This is a genomic window from Kitasatospora sp. NPDC058444, from assembly GCF_042721415.1.
Lineage (GTDB): Bacteria > Actinomycetota > Actinomycetes > Streptomycetales > Streptomycetaceae > Kitasatospora.
Map to the genome: position 1 here is coordinate 38,199 of NZ_JBHXLL010000035.1, position 26,589 is coordinate 64,787.

The 26,589-nt window shown below is 71.8% G+C and carries 28 protein-coding genes; 5 read left to right on the forward strand and 23 right to left on the reverse strand.

Annotated elements, in window-relative coordinates:
• Window positions 1-77: 77 nt before the first annotated feature.
• From ACFWP2_RS29040 to ACFWP2_RS29050, 3 genes are all read right to left on the reverse strand, one after another.
• On the reverse strand, window positions 78-869 hold the full coding sequence (locus tag ACFWP2_RS29040; protein ID WP_380456785.1) for an ASCH domain-containing protein: 792 nt from the start codon (window positions 867-869) through the stop codon (window positions 78-80).
• A 160-nt stretch (window positions 870-1,029) separates the two neighbouring features.
• The gene (locus ACFWP2_RS29045) at window positions 1,030-1,248 is read right to left on the reverse strand and encodes a hypothetical protein (protein ID WP_380456787.1); all 219 of its coding nucleotides are present in this window, start codon (window positions 1,246-1,248) and stop codon (window positions 1,030-1,032) included.
• 215 nt (window positions 1,249-1,463) lie between these two features.
• Window positions 1,464-1,841, reverse strand: a complete 378-nt coding sequence (locus ACFWP2_RS29050; protein WP_380456882.1) for an AAA family ATPase — start codon at window positions 1,839-1,841, stop codon at window positions 1,464-1,466.
• A 134-nt stretch (window positions 1,842-1,975) separates the two neighbouring features.
• Between ACFWP2_RS29050 and ACFWP2_RS29055 the strand changes: the two genes are divergently transcribed.
• Window positions 1,976-2,530, forward strand: coding sequence for a DUF4262 domain-containing protein (locus ACFWP2_RS29055; RefSeq protein ID WP_380456789.1), 555 nt, complete (start codon window positions 1,976-1,978; stop codon window positions 2,528-2,530).
• On the opposite strand, the gene ACFWP2_RS29060 is transcribed toward ACFWP2_RS29055, so the two are convergent.
• Both ACFWP2_RS29060 and ACFWP2_RS29065 read right to left on the reverse strand, forming a co-directional pair.
• Window positions 2,531-5,050, reverse strand: a complete 2,520-nt coding sequence (locus tag ACFWP2_RS29060) for a tyrosine-type recombinase/integrase (RefSeq protein WP_380456791.1) — start codon at window positions 5,048-5,050, stop codon at window positions 2,531-2,533.
• On the reverse strand, window positions 5,040-6,281 hold the full coding sequence (locus ACFWP2_RS29065) for a tyrosine-type recombinase/integrase (RefSeq protein WP_380456793.1): 1,242 nt from the start codon (window positions 6,279-6,281) through the stop codon (window positions 5,040-5,042). Before ACFWP2_RS29065 ends, ACFWP2_RS29060 begins: the two co-directional genes overlap by 11 nt.
• 306 nt (window positions 6,282-6,587) lie before the next feature.
• Between ACFWP2_RS29065 and ACFWP2_RS29070 the strand changes: the two genes are divergently transcribed.
• The 4 genes from ACFWP2_RS29070 to ACFWP2_RS29085 all read left to right on the forward strand — a co-directional run bounded on the left by ACFWP2_RS29070 (window position 6,588) and on the right by ACFWP2_RS29085 (window position 12,296).
• On the forward strand, window positions 6,588-8,039 hold the full coding sequence (locus ACFWP2_RS29070; protein WP_380456795.1) for a site-specific integrase: 1,452 nt from the start codon (window positions 6,588-6,590) through the stop codon (window positions 8,037-8,039).
• 104 nt (window positions 8,040-8,143) lie between these two features.
• Window positions 8,144-9,775 (forward strand): hypothetical protein, encoded by a 1,632-nt coding sequence (locus ACFWP2_RS29075; protein ID WP_380456797.1) that lies wholly within the window; start codon window positions 8,144-8,146, stop codon window positions 9,773-9,775.
• Complete coding sequence (locus ACFWP2_RS29080; RefSeq protein ID WP_380456799.1) at window positions 9,772-11,883, forward strand: integrase; 2,112 nt, start codon at window positions 9,772-9,774, stop codon at window positions 11,881-11,883. The genes ACFWP2_RS29075 and ACFWP2_RS29080 overlap by 4 nt, the downstream gene beginning before the upstream one ends.
• On the forward strand, window positions 11,880-12,296 hold the full coding sequence (locus tag ACFWP2_RS29085; RefSeq protein ID WP_380456801.1) for a hypothetical protein: 417 nt from the start codon (window positions 11,880-11,882) through the stop codon (window positions 12,294-12,296). The genes ACFWP2_RS29080 and ACFWP2_RS29085 overlap by 4 nt, the downstream gene beginning before the upstream one ends.
• Here the strand turns inward: ACFWP2_RS29085 and ACFWP2_RS29090 are convergent.
• The 18 genes from ACFWP2_RS29090 to ACFWP2_RS29175 all read right to left on the reverse strand — a co-directional run bounded on the left by ACFWP2_RS29090 (window position 12,293) and on the right by ACFWP2_RS29175 (window position 26,470).
• The gene (locus tag ACFWP2_RS29090; protein WP_380456803.1) at window positions 12,293-12,646 is read right to left on the reverse strand and encodes a cupin domain-containing protein; all 354 of its coding nucleotides are present in this window, start codon (window positions 12,644-12,646) and stop codon (window positions 12,293-12,295) included. The genes ACFWP2_RS29085 and ACFWP2_RS29090 overlap by 4 nt on opposite strands.
• Before the next feature lies 1 nt (window position 12,647).
• Window positions 12,648-13,097 carry a hypothetical protein gene (locus tag ACFWP2_RS29095; RefSeq protein WP_380456805.1) on the reverse strand — a complete coding sequence of 150 codons (450 nt, stop codon included), beginning with the start codon at window positions 13,095-13,097 and terminating at the stop codon, window positions 12,648-12,650.
• 204 nt (window positions 13,098-13,301) lie between these two features.
• Window positions 13,302-13,472 carry an AAA family ATPase gene (locus ACFWP2_RS29100; RefSeq protein WP_380456807.1) on the reverse strand — a complete coding sequence of 57 codons (171 nt, stop codon included), beginning with the start codon at window positions 13,470-13,472 and terminating at the stop codon, window positions 13,302-13,304.
• A gap of 126 nt (window positions 13,473-13,598) precedes the next feature.
• Complete coding sequence (locus ACFWP2_RS29105) at window positions 13,599-13,856, reverse strand: hypothetical protein (protein WP_380456809.1); 258 nt, start codon at window positions 13,854-13,856, stop codon at window positions 13,599-13,601.
• 159 nt (window positions 13,857-14,015) lie between these two features.
• On the reverse strand, window positions 14,016-14,930 hold the full coding sequence (locus ACFWP2_RS29110) for a hypothetical protein (protein WP_380456811.1): 915 nt from the start codon (window positions 14,928-14,930) through the stop codon (window positions 14,016-14,018).
• A 194-nt stretch (window positions 14,931-15,124) separates the two neighbouring features.
• Window positions 15,125-15,505 carry a hypothetical protein gene (locus ACFWP2_RS29115; RefSeq protein WP_380456813.1) on the reverse strand — a complete coding sequence of 127 codons (381 nt, stop codon included), beginning with the start codon at window positions 15,503-15,505 and terminating at the stop codon, window positions 15,125-15,127.
• A gap of 554 nt (window positions 15,506-16,059) precedes the next feature.
• Window positions 16,060-18,933 carry a hypothetical protein gene (locus ACFWP2_RS29120; RefSeq protein ID WP_380456815.1) on the reverse strand — a complete coding sequence of 958 codons (2,874 nt, stop codon included), beginning with the start codon at window positions 18,931-18,933 and terminating at the stop codon, window positions 16,060-16,062.
• Between the two features lie 229 nt (window positions 18,934-19,162).
• Window positions 19,163-21,685 (reverse strand): FtsK/SpoIIIE domain-containing protein, encoded by a 2,523-nt coding sequence (locus tag ACFWP2_RS29125; RefSeq protein WP_380456817.1) that lies wholly within the window; start codon window positions 21,683-21,685, stop codon window positions 19,163-19,165.
• Window positions 21,686-21,834: 149 nt separating this feature from the next.
• On the reverse strand, window positions 21,835-22,353 hold the full coding sequence (locus ACFWP2_RS29130; RefSeq protein WP_380456818.1) for a hypothetical protein: 519 nt from the start codon (window positions 22,351-22,353) through the stop codon (window positions 21,835-21,837).
• 59 nt (window positions 22,354-22,412) lie between these two features.
• Entirely contained in the window at window positions 22,413-22,748 is a 336-nt protein-coding gene (locus ACFWP2_RS29135; RefSeq protein WP_380456820.1) for a hypothetical protein, read from the reverse strand.
• Window positions 22,745-23,164, reverse strand: coding sequence for a hypothetical protein (locus ACFWP2_RS29140; protein WP_380456822.1), 420 nt, complete (start codon window positions 23,162-23,164; stop codon window positions 22,745-22,747). Before ACFWP2_RS29140 ends, ACFWP2_RS29135 begins: the two co-directional genes overlap by 4 nt.
• 16 nt (window positions 23,165-23,180) lie before the next feature.
• Window positions 23,181-23,669, reverse strand: coding sequence for a hypothetical protein (locus ACFWP2_RS29145; RefSeq protein ID WP_380456824.1), 489 nt, complete (start codon window positions 23,667-23,669; stop codon window positions 23,181-23,183).
• Window positions 23,666-24,310, reverse strand: coding sequence for a hypothetical protein (locus ACFWP2_RS29150; RefSeq protein ID WP_380456825.1), 645 nt, complete (start codon window positions 24,308-24,310; stop codon window positions 23,666-23,668). The genes ACFWP2_RS29145 and ACFWP2_RS29150 overlap by 4 nt, the downstream gene beginning before the upstream one ends.
• Window positions 24,303-24,428 (reverse strand): hypothetical protein, encoded by a 126-nt coding sequence (locus tag ACFWP2_RS29155; protein ID WP_380456827.1) that lies wholly within the window; start codon window positions 24,426-24,428, stop codon window positions 24,303-24,305. Before ACFWP2_RS29155 ends, ACFWP2_RS29150 begins: the two co-directional genes overlap by 8 nt.
• Window positions 24,429-24,564: 136 nt before the next feature.
• Window positions 24,565-25,080: a hypothetical protein gene (locus ACFWP2_RS29160; RefSeq protein ID WP_380456829.1), complete on the reverse strand. Its 516-nt coding sequence runs from the start codon at window positions 25,078-25,080 to the stop codon at window positions 24,565-24,567.
• A gap of 369 nt (window positions 25,081-25,449) precedes the next feature.
• Window positions 25,450-25,728 carry a hypothetical protein gene (locus ACFWP2_RS29165; protein WP_380456831.1) on the reverse strand — a complete coding sequence of 93 codons (279 nt, stop codon included), beginning with the start codon at window positions 25,726-25,728 and terminating at the stop codon, window positions 25,450-25,452.
• On the reverse strand, window positions 25,728-25,913 hold the full coding sequence (locus ACFWP2_RS29170; protein ID WP_380456833.1) for a hypothetical protein: 186 nt from the start codon (window positions 25,911-25,913) through the stop codon (window positions 25,728-25,730). Before ACFWP2_RS29170 ends, ACFWP2_RS29165 begins: the two co-directional genes overlap by 1 nt.
• A 2-nt stretch (window positions 25,914-25,915) precedes the next feature.
• Window positions 25,916-26,470 (reverse strand): hypothetical protein, encoded by a 555-nt coding sequence (locus ACFWP2_RS29175; RefSeq protein ID WP_380456835.1) that lies wholly within the window; start codon window positions 26,468-26,470, stop codon window positions 25,916-25,918.
• Window positions 26,471-26,589: the final 119 nt, after the last annotated feature.

The window sequence follows — 26,589 nt, forward strand, 5'->3', positions numbered from 1 at the left end:
CGGGCGGCCGGGCGGCCGGGGCTGGTGGGCGCGGCGGTAGGCAGCACGGCCGCCCGGGCGTCAGCAGCGGGGGCGGCTCAGCGGTGAGCGAGGGCGGGCAGGGCGTCGGCCCGGTGGCGGTGGAGCAGTGCGTGCTGGCCGGGGTCGAGCCGCCAGAGGCCGAGGCGGCCGGCGGCGGGGATGGGTTCGGGCAGGGCCTGGACGTCGGCCAACCCCCAGTGCCACAGGCCTGGCAGGCCCCAGGGGCGGCAGCAGCCGGTGTCGCGGTGGCAGTCGGTGATGCTGGCGGTGGCGACGAGGGCGCCGGTGGTGAGGGCGGGGGCGCCGGGGCGGGCGAGGACGGCGCGGACGAGCGGGTCGGCCTGGCCGTCGCGGGCGAGGGCGCGGGCGGCGTGCAGGACGACCGGGCCGCGGTGCTTCGTGGGCCAGGACCGGTTCTCGATCGTCTTTTCTCCGGCGAGGATCGCGGCCAGCCAGGGCTGGCGGATCGTCAGCGCGGGAGCGTCTGCGGCCGGCTGCGCTGCCGGGGCACCGCCCTCGCCGATGCGGTACAGCGCTTCGGCCAGGGCGGCGTCCCAATTGCCGGCGAAGAAGAGCGCGCGGTCACAGATGTACAGCGCGGCACCGAGCTTCAAGTTGGTGACGATGATCTCGCTGCCTCGCCAGTAGGCGCGGTCGGGGTCGTCGTTGACGATGGCGTCGAAGCCATGGCGGATCAGCCAGGCCGCGATGGCGGGGTGGTGCTCTCGGCCGCGCGCCGTGTAGACGAAAACGGAACGGTGGGCCTGAAGGGTGCGCAGGGCCTTGAGGGCACCGGGGATCGGGCTCCCGTAGATCCGGCCGTCCTGCCAGCCGCGATTGTGATCCACGAGCGTGAGGTCAAAATCCACCCCCACGGCGTGGCTGGCAGGGGAGTCGGGGTCGAGCGGGACAACGGTCAAGAGGCTCTCCTCTGGTCAGGGTGATGGGGTTCGGAGCAGGGGTGGTCCGGCCGCACCGGGTGGCGGCACGGCCGGACCGGAAGGGTGGTCAGCAGCCGTAGGGGCCGTACCAGGCGCAGTTCTCCAGGTGTCCGCCGGCCTTCTCGATGTGCCGCAGGAGCTGGTCGAGGGCGTCCTGGTGGCGGTGGTCGCCGAGGAGGCGCTCGCGCAGGGTGTCGATGTGGAGGGCCCAGTCGGTCCAGGTCCCGATCGCCTCGGGAACGCGGCGAGGAGGGTGCCGGAGTGGTGGCCGAGGCGCCAGCGGCACGGGCCGTCGCGGTCGATGTCGGCGGGCAGCTCGTACAGGTAGAGGCCCGGGGCGCTGTTGAGGAGCTCGGCCTGGACGATCCGGCGGCCCTCGATGCAGCGGATCTCGTGCGGGATGGTGGTCGTGGTCGTGGTGGTGGTCATCGGGTTCTCCGATCGGGTGTCAGGTGGTGGGCGGGGTGCCGCGGGCGATCTCGCGCACGGGCTCCTCCTCGGTCAGGGGATGGGGGCCGGTTCGGGGCAGGCCGGGGTGGTGACGGTGATCCGGTCGACGTGGGCGAAGCCTTCGGCGAGCAGTTGCTCGGCGGTGGGGACCAGGCGCTCCTGGTCGGCCAGGACGTGGTCCGGGACGACGCGCTCGCGGCCGGCGTTCAGCAGACGGCGGGTTTCGAGGGAGACCTCGAAGAGCACCGCCGCGCACGGCCGCTGCCAGTAGCGGGCGCGGGCGAGCAGACCGGCGCGCACGTGGGTGAGCAGAGCCGTCGAGTCGGCCACGGTCGTGAGGTTTCGCGAGAGCCTGGCGTCGAGCAGCAGTGCCTGGACCTGGTCGGCGACCGAGGTCGCTTCTCTGAACCAAGCAGGGAGCCCTGTGATTGGTGTGCAACGTGCCTAAGCACCAGTCTGTCGTGACTGAAAGTAGTGAGCTCCAGGTATTAAGTGCAGGGCACCAGATTGACCGGTAGGGAGTCGAAAATTTCGTGGGCGCTGGGCGGGGTACTGTCGCGGGCATGCATAGTGATCGTCCTGCCTGCCGTTGCGTGATCTGCCACGACTACGGTGACCGTGATGCGGCCGATCGCATGGATCTGGGGACGGTCGAGCAGGTCCAGGAGCATGGCTGGAGCGTGGTGATGGTTCCGGCCGACGACGAGGGGCCGGCGTTCGCGTACACCGTCGGGCTATGGCACACCCACAGGTCACCTGAGCTGGCAATGTTCGGCCTGGACGTCCGCACGATGCACACACTGCTCAACACACTCGGCCACAAGGCTGCGGCAGGGACATTGCTTGCGGCCGACCAACAGCACCACGACATCATCAAGGGCTACGCAGTAGCGCTGAAGAACGCCGATCTCCGCTGGTACCGGACGTTCTTCGGTCGGGCGATCGCCTTCTACCGGCGACCTCCATTCCCGGTCCTGGAGGTGGTGTGGCCCGACACAGGCGGTTTCTTCCTGTGGCAGTCCGAGAGCGACGAACGCTACCGGCAGTCCCAGCCGCAGCTGTGGTTGGCGCCTGCCGAGCACCCGGAAGGGGTCTGGGCCGCACTCGCGGACTCCTGATCAGGGTCGTGACTCCTCGATAACCTGTCCGTACGGGGATTTGAATGTGGGCATTCCGAGATCGGTTGTTCGACCGTTCTTGGAGACAGCCTGCATCGCCGCGAGCTTCTCCATGGCGGAGGACAGGCTGACTTCAAGGCCGGCGACTTCGCCGGTCCAGCCTTCGCGTCGGGCCTCGGCGATGCGGGCATCGAGGTTGGTGATGATCTCGGTGAGGCGGGGCATCTGGGCTGGATCCGGCCGCAGGAGCGGGCAGCGGATGCATGCGTGCTCGTGCTGGCACGGAGTACCGAAGCCGCGTCCGCAGACACCGAGGGAGACCTTCCTGAGCTCGAAGTGCCCAAGGAACTCATCCCATTCGGTCTCGGTGGGCATGCGGTACTCCTCGCCGGGCCGCAGGCTGCGGCGTCGGGCGATGAACCCTCGATGGCTGTTGATCACCTCCTCCGGGTAGATCGCGGCATAGCCCATCGTGGTGTTGACGTTGGCGTGCCCGAGGATCTTCGCGGCGATGTGCGGCGGGATGCCGGCGCGGATGGCGTCGGTGGCAAAGATTCTCCGGAAGTCGTGCGGGGTCATCTGGACCTCGCTGCCGTCCACAGCGGTCAGGCCGGCGGTGGTCATCGCGGCGAGGAGCCACTTACGGACCGTGGTGTAGGCCACGACCCGGTTCGTGCTCATGGAGTTCGGGCCGGCGGGGCGGCGTTGGAACAGGAACGGCATCATCGGGCTGTAGACCCGTTCATGGCCGTCGTAACGGGAGACCAACGGGAGGTACGGCTTGCCGTTACGGACACGGCCAATAACCTCGGCCAGGACCTCGCCCAGTTCGGGCGATACCAGCAGCACCCTCTCGGCGTCTGTCTTCGATGGTGCGATCTGCAGCATGGGGACTACCTCGCCGGTGCTGGGCAGCCGGTAGGAGAAGAAGCTGTGGTGGGTGATTTCCAGCAGCTCTTCGATGCGTACTCCGGTGTGACGAAGCGTCTCCACGATCGCCCAGGTCCAGAAGGCCTGGTCTTCCTCCCCGGTCAGGTCACGGGTCTGCCCGGTTTCCTCCTCGATCGCGTAGACCTTTCCGCTGTAGCCATTGGGCGGCTCGAACCTGCAGAACATCGATCCGTCGACGGTGAAGTGCTCGCCGGATGCTGTGGCGATGGCTTGTTCAAGCAACTGCCGACTCCTGCGACGGGTGTCGTCGACAGAGCGGACCAGCGCCGGGAGCAACGGTGCCAGGGTGCGGGTCCGCTGGTGCATCGCGGCGCGGATCCGTTGCCGTCGCTTGTTGTCATCGCACTCATTACGGCGGATCGGACACGGGGCCACCCATGGGCTCCAACGGACCGGGTCCTCGGTGGCCCAGTGGGTGATGTCGAGATAGAAGCCCCGAACCGTGCGAAAGATCTCCTCGAAGAGCTTCCGCTCCTTGCCCATGCGGTGAGGAGCGTGTTCGTGGCGGATGATACGGACGCGTTCCTTCCATGCCGTGACGACATCAGCCGGAAGGTCGAGGCTGTCGATGCCGGGGTGGTGGCGCTCGAGGTCTCTCCAGAAGAGTTCGCCGAGCACTCGGGCTCTGCTGAGCAGGGTGGTGTAGTCGAGATCCGGGCGCCGATAGTTCAGGTAGTCGATCAGTACTTGCCGGACCGGGGCACAGGCGATGTCGTAGCGGTCAATCAGCTGCTCGCAGCTGAGCTGTCCGGGAAGCAGGGCAAGCCGCAGGTTCGGCGGCGCCTCCTCGGACAGGAAGCCAGCTTCGTGCAGCAGCGTGTAGAACAGCGTCCGGCCGTGCCCGTCCTTCAGCCGGTTGTCCATTTCGACCCGCAGCTCCACGCAGTCGGCGGCAGTGATCTCCCGAAGACTGCCGCCTTTGACGATGAGGATCCAGACCAGGCGGGTGAAGGCGCTCCTCGTCGCCTTGTGAGGTCGGCCGGTCTCCGCGCAAATGGCGTCCAGCCGCGCGAAGCCTTCGGGATCGAGGACCGGCTTCGCTCGCGCGGTCAGGTAGTAGGCCCAGGACTGACCCATCAGCCAGGTATAGGACGGGCGTACCGCCCGGCCGAGGACCAGCAGCAACATGGCCCGTTTGAGGTTGGCCACGTGGTCACGCGACTTCGGCCTGGAGCCGGGCACCGCGTCCGACACGAGCTGGGTCCACTCTTCTGTGCCACTCTCGCTGGCACCGCTGGCCAGCCATCTGTCCTGCCAGGTCGCGCCGGGATGGCCCTCCAGCCAGTCGAGCATGAGGTTCAGGGCCCGGGCCACCTGCCGAGTGCCTGCGGTGGCATCTGACAAGAACGGAACCTGGAAGAGCCGATCCATGAGTTCGACGCGGGGCAGGTGCGTCTCGGGCCAATCTTCGGGAGCCGGCCGGGGTTCGGCATCCCAACGTGGGTGCTTCAGGTCTTGGGCGGCAGCCAGGTCAGGCCGCCGGTGGGCGTGGATCCGGCGGTCAACGAGTCTCTCTCGTGGACGCTTCGGCTCGACCAGCATCTCGGTGCCGGTTGTGTCAGTGGACATCGGCCGGCCTCCCCAGCAGCGCGGTCAGGACTTCGGGTCGGTAGCCGCCGGCCGAGGGTGCCGGTGGGACCGGCCGCGGCACGGCGGCCGCCGCGTGGTGAGTACGCATCCGTTCGATGACCGCGTCGGGGCGGGCTTCGAGGTAGACCTGCGTGGTGGTCAGCTGTGCATGGCCAAGGACCCATTGCACGTCGGTGAGGGAGACCTTGGGATCTTCAGCCATGCGGTAGGCCGCGGTATGGCGTAGATCGTGCAGTGTCCAGTTCGTTCCGAGTACCGCGTTGGCCCTCACCAGTACGGCCCGCATGGCGTGGTACGTGAGCGGCCTGTACGGGCGACGGCGGGTCCACCACAGCCCAGCGTTCGCGCCGAGCCGGGGGCCGTGAAGTTCCTGCTGGTAGAGCCGCAGCCAGACGAAGGCATCCGCTGAGGCGGGGACCCATTGAAGTGCGCGGCTACCCTTGCGGATCACGCCGATCGTCTGGTCTCCAGGGTTGACCCGGGCCTGCGTGACGCCGAGCAGTTCCGAGGGCCGGACCCCGCTGGAGACAGCGAACGCCAGGATCGCCCGGTCCCGGTTGCTCGGCATCGCGGTGAACAGGTCGTTGAACAGGGTGTCCGGCAGGCTGCGGGGTGCCTGCTTCGGTTCCTTCTGCCGCAGCGGGGCCCGTCGGTGTGGGTGGAACGGATCCATCGGGTTGTGGTGTGCGTAGAGCCGGTCCCCGTCGACCCGGCGGGCTGCAGGGACCGGATTTCGTACCGGGCCAGCTCCCTCCTCGATCTGGAACTCGTAGAACTCCCTGATCACCGACAGCGCATGGTTGATGGTGCGCGGCGCATACCCGGCACTGGGGTAGCGCTTGCCTGTGGTTGGGTTGACGCTGCCGGGAGCCGGACTGCCCGGCCTTCGCTTGGTCGGCTTACGGGCCTGCTGCATCCACAGGACGAAGTCACGGACCTCCACCAGCTGGGCTCGGTGCCAGCGCACGTCGACGGCCGCGAGGAACCGCCACCAGCGCAGAAGATCCATCCCGTACGAGCGAAGACTCAGCGGGCTGCAGTCGCAGGCCCGCATGTTCCTCAAGAACGCGTTCACGACCGCTACCTCCTCCCCGGCACCGTCGATCAACCGATATGGCAGGACCGGATCACCCGTCTCCACCACAGCACCCACGCGCGGCACTACCAGCGCCGAGACATCGCGGACGGACTCTGCTGCGACTGCGCTCACTTGCCCTCCACCTCACTGCGACCAGCCGTACGGCCGTGATCACAGCACAGTCGGAGAACTCAGCAATCGCCCTTGCCCATGGAGCGGACACCTTTCTGTGACTCTCCGCAGAGAAGCCACTGACCTGGACAAATGCCCCCGTAGTTCAGTCAACAAGACGGACTGGTCGGCCTCGTCGTCTTCCCTGTTGGATCGGCGTGTTGAAGCCGATCGAGCAAGGGTGGATGCGTGCCGGGTTGGCGTACGTTCTGGGTGCCGTCGGAGCGCCGAGTGATGGGGGATCGGGTGCCTGTGCTGGCGGGGTGGATGGACCTGGCCGTGCGGGAGGATCGGGTGGGGATTCATCCTGGGGATCCGATTCTTCTTTCTCCGGACTACCGGGTGGACGAGGTGTTGAGCCGGTACTTGTGCCGGTCGTCGTTCGTTCGTCTCGCGCCGGAGACGAAGCGGAACTACACGGACGACTACTGCTTGTTCTTCGACTTCCTGTGGGGGCGCGGGAAGACCTGGTCCGATGCCACGGCAGACGATCTGTGGGATTTCGAGGACTGGCGGACCCGGTCGCCGCGAAACCCGCGCCGGGTGGGCGGGGCGCGGTGGAACCGGGGGCTGGCCGCGCTGGCCCGGTTGTACGAGTGGGCGGTGCAGCAGGACCTGGTGGCGGTGAGCCCGGTGGTGTTGCGGTCGGTGCCCGGCCGGGGTGGCGGGCGCGTGCAGGTTCCGGCGGCGCGGGCGAAGAACGCGCGGGCCAGTGAGGTGCGCTGGCTGACTCCGCGGGCGTTCCGGCGCTGGGTGGAGGTCGGACTGCGGGGGTTCGGCGCCGATGGCACGCCGTCGCCTGGCTGGTCGGGACGGATGGCGGACCGCAACGGGGCCTTCGCCGATCTGCTGTTCTCCTCGGGGGTGCGGCTGACGGAGGGGGCATCGTTGCTGACCGTGGAGGTTCCGCGGCTTCGGCTGGAGGGCGGCCGGTACTACGCGGGGCGGCTGGCGCGGGTGGTGACGAAGTCGAAGCGGGCGCGCACGTTCTATGCCTCCTCTGTGGTCGTTGGAGAGGTCGAGGGATACGTCGAGTCCTCCCGTGCCCGGGTGGTGCGGCGGGCGCAGGCGGCGGGGCGTTACGACGGTCTGCCGGTGCGGCTGGTGACCCATGAGAGCGGTCGGCACCGGCGGGTGCTGCACTGGCGCGACCGTGATGGCGTGGTCGGCCGGACAGCGCTGACGGAGGCGACGGTGGACGAGCGGATGACCCTGTTTACGGAGGGGCCGGCGGGGCCGGAGCCGCTGTGGCTGTGGCTGAGCGAGTCCGGGCTGCCGTTGCGGCCGTCGTCGTGGGAGGGCGTCTTCCGGACGGCGAACGAGCGCTGCGAGGCGGTGCTGTCCGCGGTGATGGACGAGCCGCCGTTCTGCACGCCACACATGTGCCGGCACAGCTTCGCCCTGTGCATGCTGGTGGTCCTCAACCACGTGATGGACCGGCGGATGGGGCTGACGCCGCAGGAGCGGCGGGACTTCCGGCTGCTCTATGGCGATCCGTGGCGGATGGTGCAGGATCTCCTCGGCCATGCCCAGCTGGAAACGACGAGGTGGGTGTACCTCGCGCCGGTGGCGGACCTCCAGCTGCGGTCGCTGCTGGCCGACTTCGTCTCCGCCGAGGGACCGGTGTCGGAGCAGGAGCTGGTGGTGCTGTTCGCCCAGCTGGCCCGGGAGAGCGAGCGCATCCAGGACCTGGACGAGCAGTTGGTCGGTGCCTGGTGAGCCGGCGCGGCCGCGCGGCGGCTCTGCCCGAGCAGCCGCACCGCCGCCCGGCGGTCCGGCCGGGGGACGGCCTGGTTGTCGAGCACCGGGACGGTCAGGGCCGCATGCGGTCCTACAACTTCGCCACGCTGCCGCTCCCGCTGCCGTTCCAGCGCTCTCTGGCCGCTCTCTACGCGGCCAAGTGCGCGCCGGGCGGCGGCTGGGACAGCGTCAGGACCAGCGAGGGCCAGTGGTACGTGGTGCGGCCGTTCGCCAGGTTCCTCGCCGGCTTGGGGGACGTGCCGCAGGACGTGGACCGGCTGACGGCCTCGCACTGGGCGGCATGGCGGTTGAGCCTGCCGGCGCGCACCGGGGGCTACAACAAGTACTCGGTTGTGGCCGGGCTGCTCCAGGCCGACGCCCGCCTGCCGCGTCCGGTGCGGGAGGCGATGGCCCGGCGGTTCACCTGGGAGCCGGGCCGCGAACAGGCCTTCCGCCCGGAGGAGTTCCAGGAGATCCGCGCGGCGGCGCGACGCACGTTCCGGGCGGCGCTGCTGCGGATCCGCGAGAACGCGGGTCGGTTGGCGGCCTGGCGCGCGGGCGAGGTTCCTGCGGGCGGACCCGAGTGGCTGTTGGGCGAGGCTCTGGACGTGCTGGCGCGCACCGGCGATGTGCCGTTGTACGACTTCCGCCGTGTGGTGCGGCGCGAGTACCGCGAGGCGCTCGGCGGGGGCTCGGCGGCGTGCACGTGGATGCGGCTGTTCCTCAGCCGCAAGGAGGCGGCCGCGCTGGGTGTGCTCATCGTGATGGAGCTCGGTCTGAACGCCACCACGGTCTCGGAGCTGCCCTTGCCGAAGGCTCTGCCGGGCACCGCGGAGGCCGGGATGCCGGTGTACCGGCTGCGGTTGGAGAAGCGGCGCCGCACTGGGCACCGCGGCCGGTACGAGAGCCGCAACCTCACCGACTCCGGCGCCGACTCCTCGGGACGGGTCGTCACCGAGGCGCTGGAGGCGACCGCGCCCGCCCGTGCCGCGCTGGCGCCGTTCGCCGACGTGCCGGACCGGCTGCTGGTGTGGCACCAGACCACCGGGCACGAGCGGCAGGCGTACCTGCGGGCGGTGCGGGTGGGCCAGTTCGGCTTCGGCGTCGACGAGCTCGCCGGCCGCGACTGGGCGCGGTCCGTCGGGCTGGCGGGCTCGCCGCTGCGGCGACTGCGCAAGACCGTGAACGTGCTGCACCGGCGCGAGCCAGGGCAGAACACCCAGGACACCCACGACAGCGTCTACGTACTGACCGAGCCGCAGGTCCGCGAGGCGGCCGTGCCGGTGATCGCCGACGGGGCGTTGGACGCGGTGGCCTCCGCTGGCCGCACCGTCTTCGGCGCCCGCCTCACCGACCGGCCCGGCGAACGGGACCGGCCGACCGCGACCGCGGACTGCACGGACTACGAGCACGGCCCCTTCGGGCCGCCCGGCCGCGGCTGCGCGGCCTCCTTCCTGCTGTGCACGGCCTGCCCCAACGCTCGGGTCACTCCGGCCCACCACCCCCGCCTCGCCTACCTGCACCAGGCCCTGACGAGTCTGCGGGGAGCCCTCGACGCTGCGGTGTGGGAGGCGGACTGGGCCGACGGCCACGCCCGGCTCGCCGACCTGCGCGTCCGGCTCGGAGAGCCGGTCTGGTCGGCCGCCCTGGCAGCGGTCACCGACGACGACCGCGCCGTGATCGCCCACCTCCTGCAAGGGGACTACGACCTGTGACCGCCCTGCCGGCCGAGCCGCCGCTCCTGCCCACGTGGAGAACTCCCGTCGTCGCACCGACGCTGGTCGTCGCCCCGGGCCGCCCCTTCCTGTCGATCTACGCCGACGACGACTGGTCGCTCGCCCCGATGATCGCCAACCCCGGCGCGGCCCGGGTGCGCATCGACTGGTCGCCCGTCCCCGCCGCTCTCCGGGAAGAGATGCGGCTGGCGGCCTGGATGATGATCAACACGGAGCTCCCGGCGGGAGTCCTGGTCGGCCACCCCGCCTGGCACTCCCGCCTGGGCCCGCACGGCATCTACGACACCGTCCGCCGGTGGCACCGCTTCGCCCACTGGCTCACCGAACAGGGGATTCCCAGTCTCGCCGGGTGCACGGCTGACTCCTTCACGGCCTACGCCGCGCACCACGCGAACCGGCCGGGAGCAACCCGGGGCGACGCCACCAAGGAGCTGGTGGCGCTGACCCGCCTGTGGGCGTTCGACGCCGCGAGCGCCGCCCCGGCCGGACCGGCGATGCCCCCGTGGCAGCGGTACGGCGTCGACGACTACCTCCCGGCCGTGCCCGCCGTCGGCCGCGGCGAGAACAGCCGCGAGCCGCTCGCCGAAGGCACGATCGGGCCGCTGCTGATCTGGGCGCTGCGCATGGTCGACGACTTCGCCGCGGACATCCTGGCCGCCCGTCAGGAGGCCCAGGACCTGACCGAGCGGGCCGAGCAGACGGCGGGCACCCGCGAGTCGATGGCGCGCCTGGCCCGGTACCTGGACCGGCTCGTGGAGCGCGGTGAGCCGGTGCCCGCCCGGCGGCACAAGGGCGAGCACCAGGTCAGCCTCATCTACATCGCCGCCCAGGCCGGCTGCCCTCCCCGCCAGGTCAACAGCCACCTGGCCACCGACCGCCGCAAGGGCCTGCGCGACTACCTCCGCTCCCGCCCCGGCCGGTGCCCGCTGTCCACTCAGGTGACCGGCACGGTCGGCGGCCGGCCCTGGGCCGAGGCCCTCGACTTCACCGAGATCCCGCAGCTCATGCGGCACCTGGCCACGGCCTGCTTCATCGTCCTGGCCTACCTGACCGGCATGCGGCCCGGGGAGGTGATGGCCCTGGAGAGCGGCTGCTGTCCCGAGCCGGACCCGCCCGGGCGGTACCTGATCCACGGCCGCGTCTTCAAGGGTGTCCTCGACCCGGACGGCAACCACCACTCCCCGGGCCAGATCCGGGAAGTGCCGTGGGTGGCCATCGCGCCAGTCGTCAGCGCGATCCGCGTACTCGAACACATCGCCCCTGACGGACTGCTCTTCGACACCGCCGCCCACACTGTCCCGCGCGGCCGCGCCGCCACCGGCCGGACCATCCACTTGCAGGCGATGCGCACCCGCATCGAGGACTTCGCCGCCTTCGCCTCCGACCTCGCCCGGCGCCTGGACCGCCCCCACGAAGTGGTCCCCGCCGACCCGCACGGCGCGATCGGCACCGCCCGCTTCCGCCGCTCGCTGGCCTGGCACATCGCACGCCGCCCCGGCGGCCTGGTGGCCCTGGCTGTCCAGTACGGGCACCTGCGCACCGCGGTCAGCGCCGGCTACGCGGCCCGCGGCCGCGACGGCATCCACGAACTCCTCAACATCGAGACCGCCCGGGCCACCGCCGACACCCTCACTACCCTCAACGACGACCTCGCCGCCGGAGCGGGCATCTCCGGGCCGGCGGCCCGCCGTGCCATCCACGCCGCCGCCCAGGCACCCGCCTTCGCCGGATCCGTGCGCACTCACCGCCAGGCCCTCGACATCCTGAACCAGGCCCTGACCGTCCACGACAACCCCCAGGCGTTCCTGATGTGCGTCTACCAGCGCGACCGTGCGCTGTGCCACCGCACCGACATCACGGACGCTCCGCGTCTGGACCGCTGCCGGCCGGCGTGCGCGAACATCGCCCGCACCGACCGCCACGCCGACGACCTCGTCCGGCACGCCCAGACCCTGGAGAAGCAGGCCGCCTCGCACGCGGTGCCCGGCCCGCTCGCGGACCGGCTCGCATCCCGTGCCGCCCGCCTCCGAGGCATCGCCGACCACCACGAACACAACCGCATCAGCCTCCAGGAGCCGACACCGTGAGCCCTTTTCCAGACGAACGCGAGCGCATCCGCGCCGCCATCGACCGCATCCTGAGCCAGGCACCGGAGCACTCCGACGGCGCGCTGACCATCGTCGCCCTCGCGCGCGAAGCTGGTGTACCGCGCAACGCGCTCACACAGCGGCACACCGACCTGAAGAACGAGTTCTACGACAGGATCCGCACCCTCGGTGGCACCCCAGACAGCGAGCAGCGCCTGCGCAAACAGGTCCGCCGTCTCAAGGAACTCCGGGCCGCCGACGCTGAGGAGATCGCCCAGCTCAAGGCGGATGTCGAAGCCCTCGTCGGCGCCCTGCACCAGGTGACGGCCGAGAACCAGCTCCTGCGTCGGCAGGGGGCAGAACGCACCACCGCGCTTCGCGCATTGCCTGCCCAACCGGGGCCGTCGGTCTAATCTTCCCAGACGGTATCTCCGGCCGAGTCGTCCACTTTTACGGTAAGAAAGAGAGCCAACACTGCAGAACTATTCTCTGTCGAATGCCTTTCCATCGGCTCAATAACAAGGAGATCGCCAGCCTTCACATCGACAACCCCCGACCCGAATCGATAGCGACACTCGCCCTCCAGGAAGAAGATGTACTCCGTTTGCCGCCTGTGGTAATGAACGGGAACCATTTCCCCAGGTGCGACCCTTGTCAGCTGAACCTGCGTTGCCCCGTCGCGCGACGCCTCAAAGGGAAGAAGAATCTCGCGCGCATAACCGCGCTCTTCGGTCCAAGCGTCAGAGATTCGAACGTGCTTCATTTCATGCCACCCATGCATATACCGTGAGATAGACAAACACGACGCATGCCGCCACGTGGCACGCGAAGGCGACGAAGGTTGAGCTCACCTTGAACTTCGGGGGATATTTGGCATCGAGCTCGCGCGGCGTCGTCGGAAGCTCCTCCTGGTCAGGGTTGAATTTCTCAAGGGCTCGCTCAAGAGTCTTCATGAGCGCTCGGGCACGCCAGACGTTCAATGAGATAGCGATCACGAAAGACGTCACAAGCAAAAGCACTAGACGTTGAGCAAGGCGCCCCTCAGGAGACAGCTCAGAAACATCCTTGATCGACTTCCCGAAGCCTGCAAACAAGGCAGCAAGGACCGTCAAGATAACTCCCCACTGCCAAATATACCCCTCCCATTTTCGACGGTTCTCGTGAGCCTGCTTATACCTCTCAATGATCATCGGATCATCTTCCGCGGCAGACACTCCGGCCTCCTACTGGCGGCGCAGCTTCCGGAACTCAATCGATTTCTGGGTACGACCCCAACTCGGTGGAACGCATTCGGAAAGTACCGGAAGCAGAGGTCGGTCTCACGGACGAACCGCCGGAGAGTGCGTCGCCACGACCTCCGGCTCAGCTCGACACCCATCACGCAGGGTGCCGATGACATTGCCATCAGCCGCCACCCTCTACACGCACAACTTGACAGAGAAGGAGTCGGTCGCCATGGCCCGGTAGGCGTCCAGGCTCAGGCGCCAGGTGGCCGGCCAGCGGCTGGCGAACGTGGTCTTCCCGGCGCCGGATCCGCCGACCAGAACGATCAGCGAACCGGGGACGGGGACGAAGGTGGTGGGGTTCACGGGGTGGTGCCTTTCGGATCGGGGACGAGTGGGCCGGGGTGGGCGCGCCGCTCACCACCGCGCGCTGCCGTCCCGGCCTGGCCGGTGTGGGGGCGGGGTTCGGTGGTGGACGGCGCCGAGGCGTCGTCAGGCCGTGGTTCCGGCGGGGCTGGTGGTGGTCGCCACGGCGCTCACGGCCGCGGTGAGGATCTCGGCGTGGTCGAACGCCAGCTGCTCCGGGAGGCCGTCGACCGGCCACCAGCGGGCGGTGCGGGCGTCGTCTCCGGCGGTGATACGGGCGTCGTCCGGGACGACGGCGAGGTAGGCGACGGTGACGTACCGGCCGCGGGGGTCGCGGTGCGGGGTGTCCCAAGCGCCGAGCTGGAGCAGGTCGGCGGGCTCCACCAGCCCCGCTCGATCAGCAGGACACGGCCGTTCGGTGTGAGGGCGACCACGTCGGCGGTGTAGCGGATGGACTCGGAGGTCGTCTCGTCGGTCATCTCGATCTCTCTCGTGTGTGGTGGATCCCGCCGGGCGGGCGCCGACGGGCGGTTGGGCAGGTGGTCAGGGGCGGGTGGCGGCCGGCTGGCCGAGGACGTAGCAGCGCAGGTCCATGTCGGTGGGCAGGGCCGGGGCGTCGGTACCGAGGAGGAGGTCGGCGACGGCAACGGTGAAGACCCTGGTGACGGCGTCGCTCCCCTTCTTCATGACCGGGGCCTGGACGAGGAGGTAGCGGGCCGTCAGGAAGAGCTGAGGGGTGAGGCCGGGGCCGGCCAGGATGCGCAGCGCTTCGGTGCGCAGCAAGGTGGCGTCGGCCGGGTCGGGGGTGGCGGTGTAGAGGGGGTGGCCACCGGTTTCGACGTGGGTGGTGGAGAGGCTGCGGGCGGCGATGCGGGCGGTGAGTTCGGTGGCGGCCTGGCGGGCGGCCTGGCCGCGCAGGATCCGGTTGCCGGCGATGGTGCGGCCGTCGGGCAGGGTCACCCAGTTCTGCAGGATGTCGGCGGTGGGGGCCTCGCGGGCGAAGCGGCGCTGGGCCACGGAGCCGTAGTGGGCCAGGGCGCGGGATGCGGGGGTGTCGTCGCCGCCGCGGTAGGTGCGGGTGGCCGGGTGCCAGGTGGATCCGTCGCGCAGACGGCCGACGGGGCCGAGGCGGTCGTAGTTGGTGCCGGCCGCGGCGATGGGGGTGCGGAATCGTTCCGTGTCATAGGCGATGCCCTGTCCGAGGCGGCCGGTGGCGCGGGCGGCGGCCTGGTATCGCCAGTCGGTGACGGAGGTGTGGACGGCGGTGAGGGCGGCGACGCGGTCCTCGGTGCCGGTCGTGGTGGCCAGGAGGTCGGCGAGGTGGTCGCGGGCGGTGGTGGCCGCCCGGGCCATCTGGCAGGAGAACGTGCGGCGGCGGGCCTGGTCAGCGGGGTTGTTGGTGCGCAGGGCCAGCGGTGAGGTGGGGAAGCGGTCGAAGGTGATGGCGGACGCGGGCATGCGGGTCTCCGGTTTCGGCGGGTGGTCGCGTGGTCTTGGCCGGGCGGCCGGTCCCTGTCCCCGGGTGCGCGCCGCCCGCCGGGCTGGGTGCCGGGCGGGCGGGGCGGTTCGGGGGCGAGGCCGGTCGTACGGGGCAGGCAAAGGGCCCCCTGCTCCGGGTGGAGCAGGGGGCCCGGTGGCCCGGTGGCGGGCTGTCAGGCCGTGGTCTCGGCGGCTTCGGCGGTGCTTTCGGTCTTGCTCGTCTTCCGCTGGTGCCACCAGGTCTTGGCGTCCCATTCGGTGGCGTAGGTCAGGAGCAGGTAGGACGCCGTGGCGCCGATGGCGAGGATCCCGTGGGCCCATCCCCACTGGGTGGCGTGGAAGCTGGCGTCGATGGCGCTTCCTCCGCCGATGGCGCTGGCCAGCGTGACGACGACGGCGGCCACCAGCAAGGCGAACTCGGGGTCTTTGGTGTGGCCGGCGCGGACGCCGTGGTGGATGGCGTAGCGGACGTGGAGGGCGAGCACGGTCAGCTGGACCGTCCACAGGGCCAGGACGACGGCGGCGGCGCCGGACAGGGTGACGAGGTGGTGCATCGGGTTCCCTTCGTGAGTGGTGCGGTCATCTTCGGCAGTGGTGCGGTGCGTGGTCTGGGAGTTGGTGGCTTTCGACCGGTACGAGTGATGCCGTGACGCCTCGCTGGTCGTTCGTAGTCAGCCGAGGAGGGCGAGGAGCAGGACGGCGAGCAGGGCGAGCACGGCCAGGGCGACGTCGCGCGGAATGTTGGTGCAGTGCTGGAGGCGGTCGATTTCGTCGCTGATGGCCTCGCACTCGTCGGCGAGGCGGTGGTGGGCGCGGTTGCCGGGCGGGAGGTTGGCGAGGGTCTGGCTGCGTTCGTGGAGCAGGCGGCGCTGGGCGGCGATCCGGGTGTTGCGCTCGATGGCGATCAGGGCGGTGGTCCCTTCCGGGTTCGGGGTGGTTCGACAGTGGTTCGGGTGCGGGACGATGGGAGCGGCCCGGGGACGAGACCGGCCCGCCGGGCATCGACTGCCCGAACCGGCCCCGGGGTGGTGTCTTCACCCGGTGAACCGGTTCGCGGTTCGCGGTTCGGCGCGGTGAACCGGTTCGGCGGTTCGCCGAACTGGGCGGGTCAGGCCGTGACCCGGTTCAGGAACTCCTTGCGGGCCTCGGAGAGCCTGTGGTGCGCGGTGGTCTTCCTCAGGTCGAGGTTCGTCATGACGAAGTCGAGGTCGACGGCGTCGTAGCCCTCGGTCTCGATCAGTTCGAGGACCCGGGCGACCTGCTGCTCCGCGGCGAGCTGTGCGGCGCTGCGCCGGTTCGAACCGGCGCCGGTGGCCGGGGTTTGTGCCTGGTCGGGGCCGGTTCGCGGTTCGGGGTCCGCCGGGGCCGATCCGCCGGTCCGCGTGGGGCGGTTCGCCGCTTCCAGTTCGCGACGGACGGCCGGTTCGCCGGAGCGCGCGGCGGGCAGCGCCGGGTTCGGCGAACCGCCGGAACGGTTCGGGTCGTGGTCCGGCGAACCGGCGCGGGTGAGGCGAACCACGAACCGGGGGACGGCGACCGGGTTCGCCGAACCGGTCAGCGCGAGGGCGACGCTGGAGTTCGGGACACGGGGCAGGGCGCGCAGCGGCACCCAGTCGCCGACTCCGATGATCCGGGCGGCGAACCGGCGAACCGGTCCGAACCCGGTTCGGCGAACCGCGGCCCGGTGGTTCGCGGCCGCTGTCCATGCCCGCTCGGCCGTGGACAGGGACTCGTCGGTGATCGCCAGCGACCACGCGGTGAAGGAGTGCGCGGGGTACCGGAGCCAGCGCACCAGGCCCATCTGCGGCCGCACCCGGGCGAGCTGGCCCTGGTCGCGCAACGTCTTGCGGTGGATCAGGCCGGCGTACAGCTCCCAGAGCACAATCCCCACGATCGACATGACGGCGAAGCTCACGGCCTTGGGGGTGGCGTTCCAGTACGTCACCGTGTCCGTCCATTTGCCGAGCACCGGGTCGAAGGTGCGGCCGACGACCTTGCCGGAGGCGTGCCAGAAGTTCATCGTGGCGGCCGCCACGGCGAACACCCAGGTGCTGAGGCGGTACAGGGTGCCGCCGTCGCCGGCCGTGCGCGCCTTGTTGTACATCCACGCCACGAACATGGTGGAGAGCTCCCACGCGGCGGCGAACAGGACCGTGTACGGGCTCTGCCAGCCGAGGATGTCCTTGGCGAACTGCGCCTGGCCGGTCCAGGCGACGGACATCGGCGCGGTGATCGGCACGATCGCCAGCAGCCGTTCGCTGTTAGAGAGCACGAACGCCTTCACCCGGCCGGCGAGAGCCGGCCTCCCGGCCCGCTCTGCCTGCCGTGCCTCCCGCTTGAGCCGACGCTTCTCCAACTTCCTGGCGGTACGGCTGGTGGCCCGGCGCAGCGTCTCGCGGGCCGCGTCGCGCTCCTGGAGCGCGAGCTGCTTGCTCTCCTCCGCCTCGGTCTTCAGCTTCTGCGCCTGACCCAGCGCCTTGGTGGCGCCGGCCTTGTCCGCGGCGGCGGCGTCCTCGGCGGCCTTGCGGATGCGGTCCGCTTCCTGCCGGGCCTCCTGCCGGAGCCGCTCCGCCTCCGCGGTGGCCTCCGTGCGCCGGCGCTGCGCGTCGTCCTCGGCGGCCTTGCGGATCCGGTCAGCCTCGGCCACGGCCCCGGTGCGGACCTCGCGGGCCGCGTCCGTCGCCTCGTCGATCTCCCGGTCCGCCGCCTCGCGCAGCTCGCGGGCCTCGCCACGCACCCGGTCCGCGTCGGCCTGCGCCGAGCTCCGCACTTCCTCGGCCCGGGCGCGGGCATCGGCGAGCAGAGCGTCGGCCTTGGCCCGGCCCTCCTCCAGCACCATGTCGGCCTGCTCGGCCGCGTCCTGCCGCATCTTGACGACCTGGCGGCCGGCCTGGTCGCGCAGCTCGGCGGCGTCGCGCTGCGCCCGGTCACGCACCTCGGCCGACTGCTGCCCGGCGGAGCGGGTAAGAGCGTCGGCGCCCTGCCGGGCCTGGTCGCGGATGCGGTCGGCCTCGGCGCGGGTCTCGCTGCGTACCGCGTCGGCCTGGTCGGCGGCGTCCCGGGTCAGGGCAGCCGCAGCCGTCTCGGCGTCGGCCAGGACCGCCTGGGCCTGCTCGGCGGCGGCATCGAGGATCGCCTTCGCCTCCTTGTCGGCCTCCGCCAGGCACTGCAGGGTGCCCACGCGGGTGTTCTCCTGGAGCTCCTCGGCCTGCGCGCGGACGGCGTCGGCTTCCTCGCGCTGCTCCTGGGCGTCCTCGGCCGCGGCCTGGCGGATCAGGTCGGCCTGGTCGGTGGCCATGTCGAGGATCCGCCGGGCCGTCTGCTCCGCGCCGGCGAGGACCGCCTCGGCCCGGTCGCCGGCCTCCGCCCGCAGCTGTTCGGCCTCCGCCGCCCACTGCTCGGCGGTCGCCGTCTCCCGGCCGGCCGTACGGGCGGCCTCGGCGAGGATCCGGTCGGCCTGCTGCTCGGCCTGGGCCCGGATGTCGGCGGCCCGGTCGGCGGCGTCGGCCAGGAGCGCTCCGGCCCGCTCGGTGGCGTCCGCGATGAGGAAGTCGGCCTCGGCGTGGGCCTCGGCGGCCGTCCGATCGCGCTGCTCCCGAGCGCTCTGGGCGGCCTCGGCGAGGATCTGGTCGGCCTCGCGGTCGGCACGCTGCGTGACCGTCTCGGCCTCGGCGCCGGCGTCCGCGCGCAGCTGCTCGGCCTCGGCCGTCCACTGCTCAACGGTCGCCAGGTCGCGGCCAGCGGTGACGGCCGCGCACTTCAGGACGGCGAGCGCCTGGTCCTCGGCGAGGGCCAGAACGTCGGCGGCCCGGTCGGCGGCATCGGCCAGGACCGGGTCGGCGGCCGACCGGGCCGCGGGGACCTCGGCCGGGGTGTCGGCGGAGGGCTGTGGGCGGGTCGAGGGCGCCTTCGCCGGGGCCTTGGGGGCGGTCTTCTTGGCGGGGGTTCGGGTTCGGCGGCTGGTGGTGCGGGCCGGGGTCATCGGTCGGTTCTCCTTCTGCACGCGGGTGACGGTGCGTGAGGGCGTATGGGGTGTCGGGGTTGTCGGGGGCGGGCGCCGGGCGAGGCCTGTCTGGGGCCCACCGGGCGTGTTTCCGGGGGTCTCCTGGACCCCAGACACCCCATACGCGCAGGTCAGGGACCCCTACAGGCGCGGCATCCCAGACAGGCCGTCTGGGATGCCGCGTAGGGGTTGTACGGGGTGGAGCTGGCTACCCTCGGTACCGTTCGATGGCGGTCTCCAGGGTCTCGGCGTAGTAGCCGAGAGCAGGCTTGTCGACGCCGGGGACGCGGAGCTGGCCCTGCGCCGGACGCTCGACGCCGACCTCCTTGAGGTACCGGTTGAGGTCGATTCCGAGCTGTCGGGAGTCCTCGAACCCGAGGGCTCGGGCGAGCGGTCCGGTGTGCATCCGGCCGCCGGCCGCGACCACTGCGTCGTAGGCGCACAGCAGGAGGAAAGGCACGCCTTCGTCGTTGAACTCGGCGGCCTCGGTGTCGTCCAGCTCGGCGTCCGAGTAGCCGTCCTCCCAGTCCTCTCCGAACTCCTCGCCCTGGCCGTCCTCGTCGAAGTCGTCGGCCGGAGAGGTCGGTGCGGGTGACGGAGCGTGTCCGGGCGACGGGGTGCCGCAGCCCTTGCTGCGCATCGCGGCCTCGATCGGGTCGGCCCACTGGCCGCGCAGTCGGCAGGCCGCGGTGCGAATGCGGGTGATCTTCTCGATCATGCGGATCATGTCCGTGCCGTCGATCCACAACGAGCGGATGCGGCGGTAGCGGTCGGCGAGCAGGATGCCCATGCCGCGGATCGAGGGGTCGAGCAGCGAGGCGTCCCAGCCGGACCTCGCCGCGCTCTGGGACAGGGCCATGTTGGACTCGGTGGTCTCGGTGACCCGCATGCACCACTTCCAGGTCACGTTCCCGGAGACCATCCGGGGCAGGACGCCGTCGGCGCCCTTGGTGACGACCTGGGTGGCGACAACCAGGATGATCCCGAACGCCAGGCCCCGGGCGGCGAGCGAGGACAGCGCGGTGCGGATCGCCGGACCGTGCTTCTTGTCGCCGGTGAGCTCCTGGAGCTCGTCGATGACGACCAGCTCCAGGCCGCCGAGCAGCTCGATCAACTTGGGGTCGTCGATCTGCTCCATGCCGTGGGCCTTGAGGATCGCGGCCCGGCGGGCCATGTCGACGACCAGGGCCTCCAGCAGGACCCTCGCCCGCTTGGCGCCCTTGGTGCCGGGCTCGTCCACGAAGCTGGCGGCCAGGTGGCGCCACCGGTCCTGGCCCGGCGTCTTGCCGTCGACCAGGCGCAGGTTCACCCGCAGGTCCAACAGGGCGCCCGCCATGATGGCGCGCAGCGCCGCGCCCTTGCCGGAGCGGGAGGCCCCGCCGAGCGCCAGGCTGGTGTCCTTGAGGATCAGGCTGACCAGGTCGCCGAAGGCGTCGAACGCCACCGGGATGCCGTCGAGCCAGACGTCGATGGACTCGGCGTCGACCAGCGGCGAGCGCCGCGGCTCGGTGAACGGGTCCTGCTCGAACGCCGCGACCGCGACGGTCTTGGCGTTCCCGCCAGCCGAGGCGTGGACCGGGTCCATGAAGAAGCGCGCCCGGTCGAGCCCCATCTCTCCGGCGATCTTGCCGAGCTTGGGCAGGACGGTCTCCACCGTGACGCCGTCGCCCTTGGGCAGAACGACGTGTGCCAGCCACCCGCCGTCGACGCGGGTGATCGAGTCGGGCCGGGCCAGGCGCAGCGTGCCGTCGCTGATCGCGCCGGCGGCGAGCATCGCCTCGGTGAGCTGGTCGGTCTCCGGGCACTCCAGCGCCCCCGGCTCCGGACCGGCGGGACCTGTCGGCGGAGTGAAGCCGGGCGCCGGCGTCCAGGTCGCGGTGTAGCCGGGCGTGGCGGTGGGCGCGGCCGGCTTGGTGAAGCTGGGTCCGGTGGCCGGACCGGCGGGACCGGCGGAGGCCGTCGTGGTGTTCGCGGCGCCGGGGGCGGCGGGGGCCTTGTAGTCGAGCGCGGGGACGTCCGGCGGCACGGCGCGCCAGCCGGTGAAGCGGCCCTTGCCCCAGGCGAGGGCGGCGAGGCCGGCGGCGATCGAGGCGAGGAGTATCGGGCTGCCGGTCTGGAGGATGCCCCACCCGGCGGCGACGCCGAGGGCGATGCCCTTCCAGCGGCGGCGGTTGGCCATCCGGCGGCGGTGGGCGGCCAGCTCGGCCTGGGCGGGCTCGCGGTGGCCGGTGTAGGGCTGCTGCTCGACCTGCTGGATGCGCTCGCGCCAGGCCATCGCCTCGGAGCGCAGCCGCTCCACGTCCTTGCCCGCCTGCTTGTGCTCGCCCAGGTCGGCGTCGCCGCCGCGGCCCTCGGCGTGCCGCTCGTCGGCGGTCTTCTCCAGGGCCTCGGCCTTCTCGGTCAGGGCCTGTACCTCGCGGGTCTGCTCCTGCTTCCACTCGGCGTAGCGGGTGTTGAGGAGGTCGGCGCGCACGTGGTCGTCGGTAATCAGGTCGGAGTTGAACCAGGCGCCGCGCTCGGTGCGCAGCACGCGGGCGCCGTTGCGGATGGCGGTGGCCTCGCGGGTGGCGGCGGCGCTGAGGAAGGTGGCGATCCGGGCGGCCAGGCCGGGCTGTTCGGTGTCGGGCCGGCCGCTGTCGGCGGGCTGGTCGGTGGTGGGCTCGTCGTCGACGAACTCGTCGTCGACGAACTCGGCGTCGACGATGATGCGCTCGGGCGGGTAGGTGGTCATGGTGCTGCCTCCAGGGCGCGGTCTCGGGCTGGGGGGGGTGGCCGGGGGCCGGGCAGTTGCGGCCGTCCGCACGCGCCGGCCCGGCCCGGCCGCGCGGGGCGGCGAGCGGGGTGGGCGGGTGTGGGCGACCGGTGGCGTCCGGAAGCGGGCTAGCCGACGGCGCCGAGCAGCTGCGCGCCGAGGTTGTTGACGGCGGGGATGACGCTGACCGCGACGGCGCCGCCGAGGACGGCGGACAGGCCGAGCAAGACGCCGGCGATGATGCCGCGCTTGGCGAGCTTCTTCTCCTCGGTCTTGATCGCCTTCCAGATGCCGAAGATGGCGATGGTGACGAGGAAGAGGATGATGTTGCCTTCGGCGGACAGCTCGACCGGGGTCGCGCGGACGGCCCTGGTGGTGTTGCCGCCGGCCAGCCCCCACAGCGCCAGCGACCCGGCGCCGTTGCCGAGCCAGGTGATGGCCCCGGCGCCGAAGCCGATCAGGCCGCCGGTGCACATGCTCGCGAGGCCGCCGTAGGCGATGCCGCCGGCGAAGGGGATGAGGGTCTTCCAGTCCTTCTTCTTGGCCCTGAAGTTCGCCTTGGCCCAGCCGGAGGCGAAGTGGACGGGGATGGCCATGCCGATGGCCAGGCCGCCGGCGGTCAGGGCGGTGGCGGGGATGTTGAGCACGGTGGTGACCTCCGAAGGAGAGGGGAAGGGAAGAGCGGCCGCCGGCGGGCGGCCGGGGGTCAGGGCTGGTCGGTGTGCTCGGGGTTGTCGCCCCAGCGCCGCCGGATCTGGACGGCCAGGGCGGCGACGGCCGCCGCGGCGACGACGCAGACGGCGGGGTCGATCCACCAGGGGTGGTCGATCAGGACGACCCAGGCGGCGTGGCGCAGGAGCGGTGTGCACCGCACGACGCCGATCGCCGCGCCGAGGCCCGCGCCCCACAGGACCGGGCGAAGCCAGCCGAGGCGGGTGGCCCGCCAGGAGGGGATCGGGACCACGTGGTAGAGGAAGGCGCCGAACCCGGCGGTGAGCGCGGTGGCCAGGGGCAGGCGGTAGAGGTCGTCCACCCCGCTCATGCCCCCAGGACCAGGCGCGTGAGCGGGGTGGCCAGGGAGCCGATGACGGTCAGGCCGGCGCCGATGACGAGCAGGGCGAGCGGGGTGCTGAGCTTCTCGTACGCTTCGTGGTGGGCCGTGCTGAGGTTCCGGGGCACCATCACCCAGCCGATGCCGGAGACGAGCAGCAGGTAGGGGGCGGCGAGGGCGACCAGCTCGCCCGGTACCGGCAGCGTGTCGGCGAGGTGCGGCCACCACCAGGCGGCGGTGACGGCGAGGGTGGCGAGTGCCGGGGCGTTGCGGGCCAGGCGGGCGCCGCGGTCGGTGACCTCGGGGCTGGTGGCGATGCGCAGCGCGCAGGCGAGGTAGGGGACGGCGAGGGCGCCGAGGAGCGCGCCGACCGGGACGGGCAGGTCGGGCAGGATGAGCGGGTCCACCGGGGTCTCCTGACGGTCAGTGGAAGGCGGCGAGGATCTGGTCGCCCGCCGAGTTGACGGCGGGGATGAGGGTGGCGGCGGCCAGGCCGGAGATGCCGCCGGCGAGGCCGAGCGCGGAGCCGGAGAGGATCCCGGCGGTGAGCTGGCGGCGCAGCTGGTGGTCGCAGCAGCGCCAGGCGAGTACGACGAGGACCAGGAGCGCGGTGGTGGCGACGCCGCCGCCGATGCTCAGTCCGGCCGGGGCGGCCTGGGGGAGGAGCTGGGCGGCGCCGGTGCCCGCGATGCGGTTGCCGAGAGGGTTGGTGACCTCGCGGACCAGGCGGTGCGCGGCCCAGCCGAGCAGGCCTCCCGTGCACAGGGCGCTGAGGAGGCCGACGAGCAGGCCTGCGGCCAGGGCGGCGGCGCCGGGCATCTCGGCGCCGCGGCGCCACCAGCGGACGACAGTGAGGACCAGGACGGCGACGCCCAGAGCCAGGCCGCCGAGGGAGAGCTGAGCGGGGGTCACCAGGTGGCCCGCGTCATGACGTAGCTGACCAGTTCCTGTCCGGCCGGGGTGATGGCCAGCGTCCAGCACCAGGAGAAGGTGAAGACGCGCACCGGCCAGACGCGGTAGCGGCGCCAGCGCCATTCCAGGACGGCCGAGACGATCAGGCCGAGCATCGGCAGACCGGACGGGTCGTCCGCGGTGTGGAGGAGCGGGTTCCAGACGGTCCGGGCGATGACCGCCCCGGCGATCAGGCAGACGCCGTTGGCGACCGGCCGGATCCGGCCGATCTGGAACCGGGGCGGCGCGGCGGCCGGTGCCGGAGTAGCCGGGTAGTAGTGGTGGTGGTGGACCTCGGCCGGCGGCGCGTACACCGGGGCCGGGGCCGTCGCCACCCCGCCGCCGCGCCCGCCGCCGGGCCTGCGCCACCACTCGCCCGGCTCCGGCAGTCCCCCACCCCCGGAACCCGGCGGCGGACCCGACGGCGGCGGTGGAGCGGAGGGCGGCCCGAACGGCGGCGGCACGTCGCTGCGCCGGGGCGGCGGAACGGCCCCGGTCGGGACGCCGACCGTCGGCGGCTCGGACGGCGGCGGGGGCGGCGTGCTCCCGCCGCGCTCGCCGGCGAGTTCGACGCGTGTCGGCTCGATCGGCTGGTCAGCCATCGGAGTCCTCCTCGGTCTGCGGGGTGGAGACGTGCTGGGCGGCCTCGGCGACGAGCAGCAGGAAGCTGGTGACGGCGGAGACGGCGAAGAAGCTGAAGAAGACCTGGTCCAGGTCCACGGACGACCTCCTGCGTGGGGTCTGGGGTGGTGGTGCGAAGGGCGCCACCAGGCCGGTCGTGCCAGCCAAGGCGCGGAGAAGATGAGGGGCGGGGCCCGAGGCGGGCGACAAGTGGAGCTGGCGGCGCGGCAGCCGGCTAGTCCCGGGACGGGACGGGACCGGACAGGGCCCGCGCGGTCTCGCTCCACCTCCGACCGTTGTGCCAGGGCGACCAGCGCTCGACCTTGGTCTGCTCGGCGGGGGTGCGCCCCGAGTTCTCGGCGGCCTCGGCGACGATCCGGCCGGGCACGGGGGCCGGGCTGGTGGGCAGGACGGTGGTGCGCTCCAGCTCGGTGTCGGTCGCGGCGACGGCGGCGGCGGTGATCTCCTCGGCGGCGGCGACCAGGTCCAGGCCGAACGCCTGCTCCTGGTCGGCGGCGTGGGCGAGCAGCGCGTCCGCGCCGGCCGCGAGGACGGTCTGCCAGTCCTCGTCCGAAATCTCGCCGTCCCAGCGGATGGGCTCGGTGCCGGTGAGGCGGGCGATGCGGCGGACGGTGGCGCGGCGGGTGCGCTCCTGGCCCTCGGCCTCGGCGACCCAGGCCCAGGTCGACGTCGCGCCGGTGATCTGGGCGACGGTGGCGGCCTGGCGGCGGCCGGTCAGCGTGCGGGACATGCGGGTGCCTCCTGGATCGGGATGGGGCGAGGAAGAGAAGTTGGTGGTGGGCCCTGGCGGGCCCGCCGCACCACTCCCGGCACCCGTCCCGGCATGGGCATGCCAGGACGGTTCCGGTGGCAGGCGGCGGGAAGCCGAACTGCGGAGAGAGAGGGGAAAGGCTTCCGGGGCTACTTGCCGGAGCTGGAGCCGCCGGCCTTCGCCGCATCGCGGCGGGCCTGGTCCTCGCGGACCCTGGGCAGGGCCTCGTCGGCCTGGTTGGAGAGGATCACCGGCCGGTCCCCTTCTTCGAGGTGATCGGCGGGTGCGTCTCGGCGGGCTTGCTGCCCTGGCCGTTGCTGCCGCCGTACGAGCGGAGGTGGGCGATCGTCACTGCGCACCCCCGTCGTCCTCGCGGTACGGCCGGCCGAAGTTCCGCCGCGTCCTGCTGTCGGGCCGGCTGTACGGATCCGCCGACACCACCCGGCGCCCGAACCGGCCCGTGCTCGCCGGAACGGTCGACACCTGCGCCTCGCGGTGGTGCCGCTGCGCCTCGGCCGGGTCGTAGGAGTGCCAGCCGGTGGTCGACATCCCGCTCGTACGGGTCGACGTCCCGGAGGAGGAGCGGGACTGGCTGGAGCCGAGGCCCAGGCGGGACTTGATGCCCATTACTGCGGCACCCCCTGTCCGGTCGGCTGGCCGTTGCGGGCGTTGTAGTCGGCGGACGCGGCGACGCAGACCTCACGGATCTGGTCCGGCGTCCGGGCCGTGTGGATCGCGGTGTGGAACGCCTCGGCGCGCTCCGCGATCGCCCTGGTCTGCTCCGCCGTCTGCGGCGGCGTCTGCTTCGCCACGGTCAGCACCCCGCCATCTGGATGTCGCGGGCGAAGGTGGCGATGGCGTTCTGGACGAACCAGCTCAGGTGGGCCCAGCCGGTACGGCCGGCCTTGGCGAGGTGCTCCTCGGCCTGCCGCCAGACGTCGGCGACGAGCCTCATCACGACGCTCTCGCCGGCGGTCGGGGCGACGGTCGCCAGGTCGTGGATCACCAGCGAGAGGACCTGGCCCTCGAACTGGTCCTCCAGGGTGGCGGGGCCGGCGGTGGTCTCGGGGGTGGCGGCCGTTGCAGCGGAGCTGGTCAGCAGGCCTGCGGGTTCTTCCCGCAGCGGCTCCTCGATCCGCTCGGCGCAGAGCCAGTCCAGGATTTCCAGCAGGGTGGTCCAGGACGGGACGGTGGGCATGTGGGCGGCCCAGGTCCACACGTCCTGGGTGAGGTCGTCGGCGTCGTCCGCCGGGGAGGGGCTGGTGCCGGCGAGCCGCTCGGTCGCGGCGGCCAGCAGCTGGGCGGAGTACTGGTGGTAGAACCGGCCCAGGTCCGGGACGGCGGCGGGGGGTGCCATGATGGTGGACACGATCGTCTTCCTCTCGCTCTGCGGGTGATGGGTGTGGGCGGTCGAACGACGGCCCCGGGGTTGCGCCCCCGGGGCCGTCTTGCTGCTCTGGTTGCTGTACGAGCAGCCACGGCCGCCGC

Coding starts and splice junctions, on each gene's coding strand:
- ACFWP2_RS29055 (WP_380456789.1), top strand. CDS start 1,976: ATGCATAGTGATCGTCCTGCCTGCCGTTGCGTGATCTGCCACGACTAC.
- ACFWP2_RS29060 (WP_380456791.1), bottom strand. CDS start 5,050: ATGTCCACTGACACAACCGGCACCGAGATGCTGGTCGAGCCGAAGCGT.
- ACFWP2_RS29070 (WP_380456795.1), top strand. CDS start 6,588: ATGGACCTGGCCGTGCGGGAGGATCGGGTGGGGATTCATCCTGGGGAT.
- ACFWP2_RS29075 (WP_380456797.1), top strand. CDS start 8,144: ATGCGGTCCTACAACTTCGCCACGCTGCCGCTCCCGCTGCCGTTCCAG.
- ACFWP2_RS29090 (WP_380456803.1), bottom strand. CDS start 12,646: ATGAAGCACGTTCGAATCTCTGACGCTTGGACCGAAGAGCGCGGTTAT.
- ACFWP2_RS29110 (WP_380456811.1), bottom strand. CDS start 14,930: ATGCCCGCGTCCGCCATCACCTTCGACCGCTTCCCCACCTCACCGCTG.
- ACFWP2_RS29115 (WP_380456813.1), bottom strand. CDS start 15,505: ATGCACCACCTCGTCACCCTGTCCGGCGCCGCCGCCGTCGTCCTGGCC.
- ACFWP2_RS29120 (WP_380456815.1), bottom strand. CDS start 18,933: ATGACCCCGGCCCGCACCACCAGCCGCCGAACCCGAACCCCCGCCAAG.
- ACFWP2_RS29125 (WP_380456817.1), bottom strand. CDS start 21,685: ATGACCACCTACCCGCCCGAGCGCATCATCGTCGACGCCGAGTTCGTC.
- ACFWP2_RS29135 (WP_380456820.1), bottom strand. CDS start 22,748: ATGAGCGGGGTGGACGACCTCTACCGCCTGCCCCTGGCCACCGCGCTC.
- ACFWP2_RS29150 (WP_380456825.1), bottom strand. CDS start 24,310: ATGGCTGACCAGCCGATCGAGCCGACACGCGTCGAACTCGCCGGCGAG.
- ACFWP2_RS29160 (WP_380456829.1), bottom strand. CDS start 25,080: ATGTCCCGCACGCTGACCGGCCGCCGCCAGGCCGCCACCGTCGCCCAG.
- ACFWP2_RS29165 (WP_380456831.1), bottom strand. CDS start 25,728: ATGGGCATCAAGTCCCGCCTGGGCCTCGGCTCCAGCCAGTCCCGCTCC.